Source organism: Neisseria sp. P0021.S007 (assembly GCF_051956855.1).
In genome coordinates, this window is record NZ_JBQCXA010000001.1 from 356,544 (window position 1) to 368,039 (window position 11,496).

At 50.6% G+C, this 11,496-nt stretch carries 12 protein-coding genes; 3 read left to right on the forward strand and 9 right to left on the reverse strand.

Annotation, left to right across the window (positions count from 1 at the left end):
- Positions 1-11 precede the first annotated feature (11 nt).
- The 4 genes from ACTHUR_RS01705 to ACTHUR_RS01720 form a co-directional block, all read right to left on the reverse strand.
- On the reverse strand, positions 12-290 hold the full coding sequence (locus ACTHUR_RS01705) for an NF038104 family lipoprotein (RefSeq protein ID WP_004520788.1): 279 nt from the start codon (positions 288-290) through the stop codon (positions 12-14).
- Complete coding sequence (locus tag ACTHUR_RS01710) at positions 278-610, reverse strand: hypothetical protein (RefSeq protein WP_004520787.1); 333 nt, start codon at positions 608-610, stop codon at positions 278-280. The genes ACTHUR_RS01705 and ACTHUR_RS01710 overlap by 13 nt, the downstream gene beginning before the upstream one ends.
- 148 nt (positions 611-758) lie before the next feature.
- The gene (aqpZ, locus tag ACTHUR_RS01715; RefSeq protein WP_004520785.1) at positions 759-1,502 is read right to left on the reverse strand and encodes an aquaporin Z; all 744 of its coding nucleotides are present in this window, start codon (positions 1,500-1,502) and stop codon (positions 759-761) included.
- A 305-nt stretch (positions 1,503-1,807) separates the two neighbouring features.
- Positions 1,808-4,861: a DNA translocase FtsK gene (locus ACTHUR_RS01720; RefSeq protein WP_004520784.1), complete on the reverse strand. Its 3,054-nt coding sequence runs from the start codon at positions 4,859-4,861 to the stop codon at positions 1,808-1,810.
- A gap of 164 nt (positions 4,862-5,025) precedes the next feature.
- Here ACTHUR_RS01720 and ACTHUR_RS01725 point away from each other — a divergent pair, with 164 nt between their 5' ends.
- The gene (locus ACTHUR_RS01725) at positions 5,026-5,703 is read left to right on the forward strand and encodes an energy-coupling factor ABC transporter permease (protein WP_049335881.1); all 678 of its coding nucleotides are present in this window, start codon (positions 5,026-5,028) and stop codon (positions 5,701-5,703) included.
- An 81-nt stretch (positions 5,704-5,784) separates the two neighbouring features.
- Complete coding sequence (locus ACTHUR_RS01730; protein ID WP_003679592.1) at positions 5,785-6,144, forward strand: CrcB family protein; 360 nt, start codon at positions 5,785-5,787, stop codon at positions 6,142-6,144.
- A 76-nt stretch (positions 6,145-6,220) separates the two neighbouring features.
- Here the strand turns inward: ACTHUR_RS01730 and ACTHUR_RS01735 are convergent, their stop codons facing one another.
- The 5 genes from ACTHUR_RS01735 to ppx form a co-directional block, all read right to left on the reverse strand.
- The gene (locus ACTHUR_RS01735) at positions 6,221-6,910 is read right to left on the reverse strand and encodes a suppressor of fused domain protein (protein WP_070695375.1); all 690 of its coding nucleotides are present in this window, start codon (positions 6,908-6,910) and stop codon (positions 6,221-6,223) included.
- A gap of 112 nt (positions 6,911-7,022) precedes the next feature.
- Positions 7,023-7,649 carry an NAD(P)H-hydrate epimerase gene (locus ACTHUR_RS01740; RefSeq protein WP_070695376.1) on the reverse strand — a complete coding sequence of 209 codons (627 nt, stop codon included), beginning with the start codon at positions 7,647-7,649 and terminating at the stop codon, positions 7,023-7,025.
- Positions 7,650-7,671: 22 nt separating this feature from the next.
- Positions 7,672-8,586 carry a tRNA pseudouridine(55) synthase TruB gene (truB, locus tag ACTHUR_RS01745; RefSeq protein ID WP_070695377.1) on the reverse strand — a complete coding sequence of 305 codons (915 nt, stop codon included), beginning with the start codon at positions 8,584-8,586 and terminating at the stop codon, positions 7,672-7,674.
- A gap of 67 nt (positions 8,587-8,653) precedes the next feature.
- Positions 8,654-9,025, reverse strand: a complete 372-nt coding sequence (gene rbfA / locus ACTHUR_RS01750) for a 30S ribosome-binding factor RbfA (RefSeq protein WP_070695378.1) — start codon at positions 9,023-9,025, stop codon at positions 8,654-8,656.
- Positions 9,026-9,112: 87 nt separating this feature from the next.
- Positions 9,113-10,621, reverse strand: a complete 1,509-nt coding sequence (ppx, locus tag ACTHUR_RS01755) for an exopolyphosphatase (protein ID WP_070695379.1) — start codon at positions 10,619-10,621, stop codon at positions 9,113-9,115.
- 173 nt (positions 10,622-10,794) lie between these two features.
- Here ppx and ACTHUR_RS01760 point away from each other — a divergent pair, with 173 nt between their 5' ends.
- Positions 10,795-11,418: a lytic transglycosylase domain-containing protein gene (locus ACTHUR_RS01760; RefSeq protein WP_039863563.1), complete on the forward strand. Its 624-nt coding sequence runs from the start codon at positions 10,795-10,797 to the stop codon at positions 11,416-11,418.
- Positions 11,419-11,496: the final 78 nt, after the last annotated feature.

An 11,496-nucleotide genomic window follows, 5' to 3' on the forward strand; every position in this document is an offset into this window, starting at 1 on the left:
CGTCTAAAGGATTATTGCGCTACTTCGTCGGATGAATCTTCCTTATAGACGATTTCTTCCGATTTTGGCTTTTCTTTGCTCTTTTCCTTCTCTTTTTCTTTATCCTTGTCTTTTTTACTGTCGGGAATGGCGGCATCAATCACTGCCCCCGTTCCTTTGACGACCAATTTTCCGGCAGTCAGGACGGTTGTGGCAGCCAAATCGACAGCCGCGCCTATAACGCAGCCGTTAAGCGTCAGACAAAGGGCAAGTGCCGGAAGCAGGCGTTTTGTGCATCTCAATGACTGCATCCGCAGTGTCCTTCATGATGATGGCCGCATCCGAGTGCTTCTTGCCAAGCATCATCATCGCCGTCAAATTCTTCAACTTCGTCAAATTCGCCGTTTTCTACCATGCTTACCAGCTCTTCCAGGCTTTCTGCGCCTTCTACCCAAAAGCAGGGAATATCGGGTGGTGTGTCGGGGGCAAGCAGGGCGGCTTGCTGGTCGTGCCAGGCAATCCAATAGCCGTTTTGCGTTTGTACGAATACGGCATCGGGATGAATGGTTTCGTTTTCGGTATTGACAAGCATTCTGGCAGCGATATCGGTTTGAAAAGGTAAGGTTTGCATGATGGTTTGAGAATGTGGGAAAAGAAAATATTGTAACACGGCAAAAACAAACGCACCGTCTGAGGCAGGCGGTGCGTTTGTGTCTCGGCAACTTGGGTGCGGTCAGTTTAGAAGTGTCAGCCGCACCGGGAATGTCATTCCGTCAAGATTATTTGTCGTTGTTAGCCAAAACGAAGCGGTAAATAGCCGCGCCAACTGCTGCGCCGGCAATAGGAGCCAACCAGAACAACCACAGTTGTTCAACAGCCCAGCCACCTTGGAACAAGGCAACGCCGGTAGAACGTGCAGGGTTAACGGAAGTATTGGTCACAGGAATGCTGATCAAGTGAATCAGGGTCAGACCCAGGCCGATGGCGATAGGGGCAAAGCCGGCCGGAGCCAATTTGTCGGTAGAACCCATGATGATAATCAGGAAGAATGCGGTCAGTACGAATTCGATCAGCAAAGCAGCCATCATGTCGTAACCGTTAGGAGAGTGCTCGCCGAAACCGTTGCTGGCAAAGCCGGAAGCAACAGCATCAAAACCGGTTTTACCGGAAGCAATCAGATACAGAACGCCCGCGGCGGCAATCGCACCGATAACTTGGGATACGATGTAAGGCAACAGGTCTTTACCGTTGAAACGGCCGCCGATGAAAAGGCCGACGGAAACGGCAGGATTGAAGTGGCCGCCGGAAATGTGGCCGACGGCGTAAGCCATGGTCAGTACGGTCAAGCCGAATGCCAAGGCGACACCGGCAAAACCAATGCCAAGTTCAGGGTAGGCTGCTGCCAAAACTGCGCTGCCGCAGCCGCCGAATACCAGCCAGAAAGTGCCGAAAAATTCTGCAAAATATTTTTTCATTTGTTTTTCCTCGTAAAGGGTGGGGGTGTTGCCGAAGGCATGAATCATAATAATATTGCTTCTAATCGAAAAACGGATTTACCTGTTTTTTCCGGTCTTGACAAAAGGCAGTCTGAAAATGGCGACAAATGGATAGGGACATATATTTGGCAGGTCGAATTTTGATTATTGGGACTGGATTTATTTGATAGCGAAGCAAATGCCGTTAATGCAAAAGCATTTGTTTTTGTAAGAAATGCCGTTTACAGATTACTTATTTGCTTGTTTATTTAATTGGAATCTCTGAACCCATTATCTGATTAAAAAAGGCCGTCTGAAAACTTTTCAGACGGCCTTTTATTGATGGAGATAAGTTAATCTAAATGCTCACTGCTTTGCGCCAAGATGGTGCGGTTGCCATTGTTTTCCGCCGGGGAAACAATACCGTCGGCTTCCATTTGATCAATCAGGCGGGCAGCGCGGTTGTAGCCGATGCGCAGTTGGCGTTGGATATTGGAAATGCTGGCCTTACGCGATTTCAAGACAACGGAAACGGCTTCGTCATACATGGGGTCGAGGTCGCTGTCGTTGCTGCGGCTGGTGCTGGTAAAGTCCTCGGTCGAACCGCTGCTTAAAATATCGTCGATATAGTCAGGCGTGCTGAATTGTTTCAAGTATTCCACTACGCGGTGTACTTCGTTGTCTGATGCGAATGCGCCGTGTACACGTTGCGGATAGCCGGTACCGGGTGGCAGGAACAGCATATCGCCTTGACCGAGCAAGTTTTCCGCACCCATTTGGTCAAGAATCGTGCGGCTGTCGATTTTGCTGGACACTTGGAAGGCAATGCGTGTCGGAATATTGGCTTTAATAAGTCCGGTAATGACATCCACGCTTGGGCGTTGGGTGGCAAGAATCAAATGGATGCCGGCTGCGCGTGCTTTTTGGGCAAGACGGGCAATCAGCTCTTCGATTTTCTTGCCTGCAGTCATCATCAGATCGGCAAACTCATCTACCACGACCACGATAAACGGCAGTTTCTCCAATGGTTCAGGATTTTCAGGCGTGAGGCTGAACGGGCTGCCGATTTTTTCGCCACGAGCGGCGGCTTCGGCAATTTTTTGGTTGAAGCCGGCAAGGTTGCGCACGCCCATAAAGCTCATCAGGCGGTAGCGTTTTTCCATTTCGTTGACGCACCAGTTCAGCGCGTTTGCGGCCAGCTTCATATCGGTTACGACAGGGGCGAGCAGGTGAGGAATGCCTTCGTAAATGCTTAATTCCAGCATTTTCGGGTCAATCATAATCATGCGCACGTCTTCAGGCGTTGCTTTGAAGAGCATGGACAGAATCATGGCATTCACACCCACGGATTTACCCGAACCGGTCGTACCGGCAACCAGCAGATGCGGCGCTTTGGCCAAGTCGGTGACGACAGGCTGGCCGGTGATGTCTTGGCCGAGTGCGAGGGTCAGTTTGGATTTGGACTCGGTAAATGCAGGCGAATTGAAGATTTCGCTCAGGCGGATCATTTGGCGTTTCGGATTAGGCAATTCCAAGCCCATGCAGGTTTTGCCTGGGATAGTTTCCACCACGCGGATGGAAGCCACGCCAAGCGAGCGCGCCAAGTCTTTTTCAAGGTTCAAAACGGCACTGCCGCGTACACCGACATCAGGCTCAATCTCATAACGCGTAATGACCGGGCCGGAATAGGAGTCCATCACTTTGACTTTAACTTTGAACTCGGCCAGTTTTTCTTCGATGGTAATGCTGTTTTCCAGCAACTGTTCTTCAGTTTGCGAGGCGCTTGGGTCAAACTGCGGCGGCAGGAGCAGGGCAGTGGTCGGCAGGTGTGCCTCGGTCAGGGTTGCCGAAGTTGGAATAGCTATGCTTGGTGTATCTTCTTGAACGCTTGGTTCTACGCTTCGAACAGGCGTTTCAATGACTGTCTGTGTATATTCAGACGGCCTTGCGATTGTTTCAACAGGTTCAACAGGTTCAATCGTTTCAACCGCTTGAATCGCTTCTGTTTCCGCTTGTACAGGCGCTTCCGGCTCACCATCGAATTCTGTTTCTTCTTCCGCAGATTCGCTGATTAAATAATCGCGGATACTGCGTTCAGGCTGATTGCTAACATGCGCATTGACTTGCGAATCAAAAATCGGCACTTGGATTTTATGTTCGAAAGCAGGCGGCTCGGGGATATCAATCGGTGCAATCGAGGTTTGGAAAACGGGCGGCTCGGGAATATCGGTTTTCGCCATCGGGACAACCGGTACGGCAGGCGGCTCGACTACGGTTGCGTTTGGCGCGGCAGGTCGGGAGATATAAGGGGATTTTTTAACAGGCGCAGCCGGTTTTGGACGGGACGGCGTTGCCGATACGGCAGGTTGTGGTGCAACAGCTTCCGTGGCAGCTTGTTTGCGCGCCCATCTTTCGGCGGCCGCTTCGGTATGGCGAACTTGACGGCGCAGGCTGGCAGGACGGCTGATTTGTCCCAAATTGGCCAGAATTTCGTCATTTTCGATGGTGCGCGGAGAGTAGTCGCGCAATGGGGCGACGGCCGCAGCTAGTTTGTGGCGGGCGGCGGTGCGGCGGGCAAGGTTGTCGTGAATATCTTCCGCTTGGATTTCAGAAGGGAATGCCTGCATGGAAGTATAGGGGAGGATGGCTTCTTTTTCGGCAGTTCTTAAGGCCGTCTGAACGGTTTCGATATGCGGCGCATTGGCTTCTGCCACGCGGACATTATTGGCACGCGCCAAGGCACGCTCGCGTGTGCGGCGCAAGATAGGGTCGTTGTAGTCGATGATTTCCATGCCGGTCATCGGCAGGGATGAAGCGCGCAATAATGGAGTTTCAACTTCGTCTTTGTAAATCGGCGCATTTTTTTCTGCCAAATGCTCGTTCCATTCTTCAACCGCTGCTTCGTGCAGGGAACGGGTGGCTTCTTCTAATGTGATTTCTTCAAAATTGCTGTTTTGCACCAAAGACGGGCTGTATTCGGGAGTTTCCATTTGTGCAAACGGCGTGATTTTAGGAATACGTTCCGGTTTGGCAGATTTACGGGTTTTAGGCGCAACTTTGATTTCTTCTTCGGTAGCTGCGATGTGTTCCGGCTCTTCGGCAAACGGCTCTGCTGCATGCTCTTCGTTTGTTTCGGCGCGTTGCGTTTTATTGTGTTCGAGCGCAGAAAGCAGGCGGATACGGGCGATTTTATGGTTGTCGGCAGTGTGCTTGTTCATACTGAACAAACGTTTCAGGCTGTCCAGTTGGTCGGAAAAACCGACCGGGCTGTCTTCTTCGTTTATTTCTTGTTCGTCGCCACTGAGTCGGGCCAATTCTTGGCGCCACTTTTGCTCTTGTTTCTGGCGCCACCAGAACAAGCCGGCTATGACAGCAAGCAGAATTAAAGCCAATATTGTCCAAAGCATGCGTCCATCCCCTTAATTAAACGGCAAAGTCCGTTATTCTAACGCTTTTTTCGGGTAAACAAAACCAGCCGAAACAAGCTTTAACGGCAAAGGCAGACAGGATTGTCAAAGCTATGGCTTGAGACGCGTATAATAGGCCGTCTGAACATTTTGCGGATGAGATGATGATTTTTCAAAACGGATGGTTTCCCGTTGGTGTCGTGATGGCGGCATGGCCTGTGTTGCTGGTGATTTTTGCTTTGTGTGCAAAGCAGGCATGGGTGTCGGTATCGCAGCATCGTTCCGCTTTTTTGGTGGCTGCCGTGATGTTGCCGCTGGCTTGGAGTTTGAATGCCTCCCCGGAAAGCGGACAACTAGCCGGCATGAGCTATCATTTGCTTGCCTTAAACTTGACAGCTTTAATGCTGGGCACTTCTGCCGCTTTCTGCCTTGGCGTATTGCTGTTTTTTCCGTATTTGTGGCTTTGGGGCGATTGGCATATGTTCCCCATCAATGCCTTGTCCGTATTGCTTCCGCCTTTATTGGTGAACTTGGGTTTCCGCCATTGGGTGTCGCGTTTGCCTGCCAATATATTTATCTTTATTTTTCTGAATGGTTTTTGGGCTGCGGCGGTCGGAATGGTGTTTACCGGCGTAATTTTGGTCGGTTTGTTAGACTGGGCGGATGTATTTGATACGACGGTATTATGGAAAACCGCCTTTCCTGTTTTCTTCTTAATCGCTTGGGCAGAGGCATTTTTGAGCGGTATTTCAACAGCTATTTTCATCGCGCTCAAGCCGCAATGGATTTGTACTTTCGATGACGACAGGTATTTGAAATCCGCGCCTAAGATTTGGCAATAAGATATGAAGGCATCCTTGCTGGGTTTTCAGACGGCCTCATGACCGGATGGCCTGTTTTTTGAATTGAATGTTTAACTTGTTATGTTTGCGTATATTTTTCCTATTGTTTGCGGTGCCGCTGTTGGGGCTGTATTGCGTTGGTTGTTTGGCTTAGTGCTGGTGTCTTCTGCGCCTTTTTCTATCGGTACATTGGCGGCAAACTGGCTGGGAGCGCTGCTAATCGGCGTATTGGCAGAACTCTTAACCGATCCGCAATGGCGTTTGCTTTGGATTACCGGCTTTCTCGGCAGCTTGACCACATTTTCAGGTTTTTCAGTGGAGATGGTGGGTTTGATGCAGGCGCAACGTTGGGGCATGGCTTTGATGGCGACCTGTCTGCATGTTTTCGGTTCGTTTGGTTTGACGGCGCTGGGGATTAAATTGGCTCAGATTTGGAAGTAAGTTGCTATTTTTTATTTGAAATATAAACTAAAGGCCGTCTGAAAATTTGTTTTCAGGCGGCCTTTGGCTTTATCAATTAGGGTTGTACATAGCTTTTTGTACGCGCTAAATCGGTAATCAACAGCGGATTGTCTTTGCGCATCATATCGATCAGCTCTTGGCAACGTTTGGTTGTTGGATCTTGCCAGAGCCAGTCAAGCTCGGGCTGGGTAAGGCCGACCATCTGCAGAAATTGAACTTCACCGTTTGGCGTTTTGATAGCGGGCAGCTTGGGGTCTGGTGCGAAGGCTACGCCGACGATGGCGGTTTCTGTATCCATTCGGATAGGGTCGTTAGTTGAAGTAAAGTGATAGGCTTCAAACCAGTTACCACTTTCAAAAACGTAACGGCCAAGATTATTCATTAGATTAATTGCCCAGTAAGGCTCGTGTTTGGTGTTGTAGTCAGAATCCGGATCCTGATCGTAAGGGGGAGTACGGAAGGTAAATTCAAATCCCCATTTACTGTAATCTGCACCGGCAAGTTCTGGATTAAAGTAAAGTTCGCTCATGCCGTAGGAAACAATGTGGCGATGGAAGGTTTGCTCTTCGCAATCATAAATACTACTGCCGTCTAATGGGTCATCACCACCTAGAATGTATTTGATAATAGAGCCGTAATGACGAGGTTTGATATCACCATAAAGTGCTTTAAGCACAGCATCGATGGCTTCCCAGCCGACGGCTTGATCTTCTTTAAAAGTTTGGCGGTATTCTTGTTCGTTCATTATCTGTTTCCGTGTCGTTGATAATTTGGTCGTAAATTAATTGGCGTGTTTCTTTTAGAATGTGTTGTTTCTAAAAATAAAGCGATTTAAATATGACATCTTATTTGCTTTTTTAATCAATGCCAATAGGTAAACAGACGGTTTCTTGACAATAGGTTTTGCCGGATTCGCTTAAATGTGCCGGTTTGTAGGCGGCAAAGGTGTAGGTCAGGTCTGCGCGGAATGTGTCGGGATCGGCTTCGGCGGTGTCGCAGTTGAGGCCGGTGGGGATATCGAGGGCGACCTTCAGGCCGTTTGAATGATTGAGTTGGCTGCAGAGGGCGGCGATTTCGGTTGGAAGTGCGCCACTGAAGCCTGTGCCGAATATGCCTTCGATAATGATGTCGTAACCTTTTTTCAGACGGCCTTCCAGTTCTTGTGCGGATATCAATTCAATATGGGGCAAACCGTTGAGGCGTTCGCGATTGGTTTGAGCTAAAGGGGAGAGGTTTTCTCCGAGTGAAAACAGAATATCGATGTGCCACCCTTGCGCCTGCATATATCTTGCCATGACTAAGCCGTCGCCGCCGTTGTTGCCTTTGCCGCAAACGATCAGGGCGCGTCCGGCTTGGGGATAACGCTGCATGAGGTCTTGGGCGGCAGAGCTGCCGGCGTTTTCCATCAGTTGGTCGAAGCTTGTGCCTTTATCGACGGCTGCTTGCTCGCGTTCGCGCATCTGGGCGGCGGTATAGACTTTCATGATCGGCTCTCTTTGCAGGAAGTTATTTGTCGGCGGTATTCATCAGGCGTAAGGCTTTCAGACGGCCTATTTCTTTTTGATATTCCGCCAGTCCGATAAATGTGCCGTCTCGGCTGTATACGCGGATGGGCTGTTCGGCAGAAATGTTTTCGGTAAACTGGGGGCGTTGGCCGTGTTTGAGCATGGTAACGGCGTAGTCGTTCAACTCAAGTTTGGGGAAATGTTGTACCAAAACATCGCAAGGCAGCAGCAGGGCATCGCGTTCGGCTTCGTCCAATTCTGCCAAGGCTTCGAGCGTGTGGCTTTGGGCAATGGTAAATCCGGCGGTTTCAGTACGGCGCAGGGCAGTCAGGTGAGCGAATGTGCCGATGTGTTTGGCGATGTCTTCGCTGAGGGTGCGGATGTAGGTACCCTTGCTGCAACGTACGTCTATCACGGCTTTGGGTGCATCAAATTCAGTGATATCAATGGAGTAAATGGTGATGTCGCGCGCTTTGCGTTCGATAACGATGCCTTTGCGTGCGTATTCGTACAGCGGCTTGCCTTCGTGCTTGAGGGCGGAAAACATCGGCGGCACTTGGCGGATATCGCCCGTTAAAGCTTGGCAGGCCGTCTGAAATTCGGACAATGAAATATCGGCGCGTGCGGTAGCAACGATTTCGCCTTCTGCATCGCCTGTGCTGCTGGCTTCGCCCAGTTTCAGCGTGGCCGTATAGGCTTTGTCGGCATCAATCAGATATTGGGCGAACTTGGTCGCTTCACCGAAGCAAACAGGCAAAAGCCCTGTGGCCAAAGGATCGAGTACGCCGGTATGCCCGGCTTTTTCGGCACGGAACAAGCGCCGTGCTTTTTGCAGGGCAGTGTTGCTGGAAAGGCCTTCAGGTTTGTCGAGGAGAAGGACGCCGTTGACCGGGCGTTTGGTGGGTTTATTGGTCATATTAATTAGGGAATATTAATGTTCAGGCCGTCTGAAAGGGTTCAGACGGCCTGCGTGTTTTAATCAATCAGTCTTCAACCGGTTTTTCCGCTGCCACTTGGTCAATCAGGCTGGAAATGCTCATGCCGCGTTCGAGTGATTCGTCGTATTTGAAGTGCAGCTCGGGCGTTTTGAAGAGTTTGATGCGTTTGGCCAATTCGCTGCGCAAATGACCTTTGGCGTGTTCCAAAGCTTCTTCGGTAATGTCGCGTGTGCTGTCGTCGAGGATGGTGTAGAACACGGTTGCGTGGCTGTAATCTCGGGTGACTTCGACTTCGTTGATGGTGATGAAGCCTGCGCGCGGGTCTTTCAGGCCGGTGCGGACGAGTTCGGCAAGCTCGCGCATGATTTGTTCTTTGACACGGTCTTGGCGGGCGTAGCCGCGTTGGGGTTTTCTCATGGTTTTCCTTGATGTATGGCAGGCTGTCGTTTTCAGACGGCCTGCGGTTTGGATTTTGAAAAGCTGCCTATTATAACGGAGCGCGGTTTATTGTGCTTGAACCGAGAAAGGCATATCGATTTTTTGCCATTGCGCGCTTTCGTAGTCCAGTGCATCGGCGATGAGGGGGTGTTGCTCCAGCCATTGGGCGTTGATGCGCAAGATGAAGCTGTGGTTGTTTTCATCAACCCGAAGCTGGGTTTGTGGCGGCAAATCAAGCGGCAAACGCGAGCGGCAGAAGAGGGCCGCTAGGCGCAGGGACAATACGGCACACCACATGATTTCGTTATCGCCGATAATATCCGCCATTTTCTTGAGGTCGCCGCGATGGCCGATAACCAGTTGCGCCAAAATGGTTTGCTCTTTGCGTGAGAAGCCCGGCATATCGGCGTTTTCGAGAATATAGGCGGAGTGTTTGTGATAACCGGTATGGGCGATATCCAAGCCGATTTCATGCAGACGGCCTGCGCGGCTGAGGTATTGGTTCCACAGGGCAAGCTCTTGAACGGTTACGTTTTTGGCGTGGCACAGGCTGTTCATGAAGGCTTGCGCGGTATCAGCAACGCGTTTGGCTTGGTTGAGGCTGACGTGGTAGCGTTTTTGGAACTCGGCCGTTGTCTGCTCGCGCATATCGACATTGAGGCTGCGGCCGATTAAGTCGTAGAACACGCCGTCGCGGAGGGCGGCTTCGGTAACGGTCATTTTGGTCAGCGAGAGTTCTTCAAAAGCGGCCATCATCACGGCCAATCCGCCCGCAAAAACTTCGACGCGTTCGGGTTTGAGGTTTTCAAATTTGGCTTTTTTAACCGAACCGGCTTCGATAATCCTATCGGCAAGATAACGCATGCCTTGGGCAGTAATGTCGGCTTCTTGTGGCAATTCGGTCGCCAAAACGTCGCGTATGGATTTTGCCGAACCGGACGTGCCGATGGCGAAATCCCAACCGGTACGCTTCATCAGTTTGCTGATGCGCTGGATTTCGATACGCGCGGCGGAAACGGCGGCTTGGAAATCTTTGGTGGTCACTTTGTTTTGGAAGAAGCGCATGCTGTACGTTACGCAGCCCAAAGGCAGGCTTTCTGTGATCAGCGGTTGCAAATCCGAGCCGATGACAAATTCGGTCGAGCCGCCACCAATGTCGATAACCAGCATTTTGTCGCCTTTGGGCGGCAGGGTATGCACTACGCCGGTGTAAATCAGACGCGCTTCTTCGCGGCCGGCAATGACTTCGATGGGGAAACCCAGCGCCGCTTCGGCACGGGGCAGAAATTGGGCGATGTTTTTGGCGACACGGAAAGTATTAGTGGCCACCACGCGCACGTTTTCAGGCTGGAATCCGCGCAGGCGTTCGCCAAATTTTGCCAAACATTCCAAGGCTTGTTCTTGAGAGGCTTCGCTCAGGTTTTTTTGTTCGTCCAAGCCGGCGGCAAAGCGAACCATTTGTTTGAACGAGTCGATGACTTTCAGCTGGCCGTTGTTGTTTTCACAAATTTGCAGGCGAAAACTGTTGGAACCCAAATCGACGGAGGCTAAAACGTTGGCGGGAGTGGTGGTCATAAAAAATACCGCTTGATTAGAAAAACCTAAATGTTACTTGAGGCTGTATCACTTGACAATAAAAGGAATACAGCTCTTTGATTCTGCTCATAGATGTATTTTATAATGCTGATTTTAAGCAAATATATCAAAGGCCGTCTGAACTTTTCAGACGGCCTAAAAAGAGAAAACACATGAAATCGGAAAACCAAGATTCCTTATTTTTATCGCGCCGCCGCCTATTGCAAGTCGGCGGAGCCATGCTTTTGACGCCTGCGACCGCATGGGCGGGGGCGCAACGTGAAGAAACGCTGGCCGATGATGTGGCTTCCGTGATGCGCAGTTCGATTAATAGTGCTAGCCCTGCGCGGCTGGTGTTTGCCGATTCGAGGGAAGGGGAGCGTTGGTTGGCAGCGATGTCTTCCCGATTGGCACGCTTTATTCCCGATGAGGGCGAGCGCCGCCGTCTGTTGGTCAATATTCAATATGAAAGCAGTCGTGCCGGACTCAATACTCAAGTGATTTTGGGTTTGATTGAAGTGGAAAGCGCGTTTCGCCAATATGCCATCAGCGGCGTGGGTGCACGCGGTTTGATGCAGGTGATGCCGTTTTGGAAAAACTATATCGGCAATCCGTCGCACAACCTTTTCGACATTCGCACCAATCTGCGCTACGGCTGTACCATTCTGCGCCATTACAACAATATCGAAAAAGGCAATATTGTCCGCGCTTTGGCAAGGTTTAATGGCAGCTTGGGCAGTAACAAATATCCGAATGCCGTATTGGGCGCGTGGCGGAATAGATGGCAGTGGGGTTGAGCGGCTTACGATTTGCCCCATGCAATTCCTTTGAATCCTGTATAATCAGAAAATCTGTTAATTCACACTTTCAGACGG

Coding starts and splice junctions, on each gene's coding strand:
- ACTHUR_RS01720 (WP_004520784.1), bottom strand. CDS start 4,861: ATGCTTTGGACAATATTGGCTTTAATTCTGCTTGCTGTCATAGCCGGC.
- ppx (WP_070695379.1), bottom strand. CDS start 10,621: ATGACCACCACTCCCGCCAACGTTTTAGCCTCCGTCGATTTGGGTTCC.
- ACTHUR_RS01705 (WP_004520788.1), bottom strand. CDS start 290: ATGCAGTCATTGAGATGCACAAAACGCCTGCTTCCGGCACTTGCCCTT.
- ACTHUR_RS01730 (WP_003679592.1), top strand. CDS start 5,785: ATGTTTGCGTATATTTTTCCTATTGTTTGCGGTGCCGCTGTTGGGGCT.
- ACTHUR_RS01735 (WP_070695375.1), bottom strand. CDS start 6,910: ATGAACGAACAAGAATACCGCCAAACTTTTAAAGAAGATCAAGCCGTC.
- ACTHUR_RS01725 (WP_049335881.1), top strand. CDS start 5,026: ATGATTTTTCAAAACGGATGGTTTCCCGTTGGTGTCGTGATGGCGGCA.
- ACTHUR_RS01760 (WP_039863563.1), top strand. CDS start 10,795: ATGAAATCGGAAAACCAAGATTCCTTATTTTTATCGCGCCGCCGCCTA.
- ACTHUR_RS01740 (WP_070695376.1), bottom strand. CDS start 7,649: ATGAAAGTCTATACCGCCGCCCAGATGCGCGAACGCGAGCAAGCAGCC.
- ACTHUR_RS01710 (WP_004520787.1), bottom strand. CDS start 610: ATGCAAACCTTACCTTTTCAAACCGATATCGCTGCCAGAATGCTTGTC.
- aqpZ (WP_004520785.1), bottom strand. CDS start 1,502: ATGATTCATGCCTTCGGCAACACCCCCACCCTTTACGAGGAAAAACAA.
- truB (WP_070695377.1), bottom strand. CDS start 8,586: ATGACCAATAAACCCACCAAACGCCCGGTCAACGGCGTCCTTCTCCTC.
- rbfA (WP_070695378.1), bottom strand. CDS start 9,025: ATGAGAAAACCCCAACGCGGCTACGCCCGCCAAGACCGTGTCAAAGAA.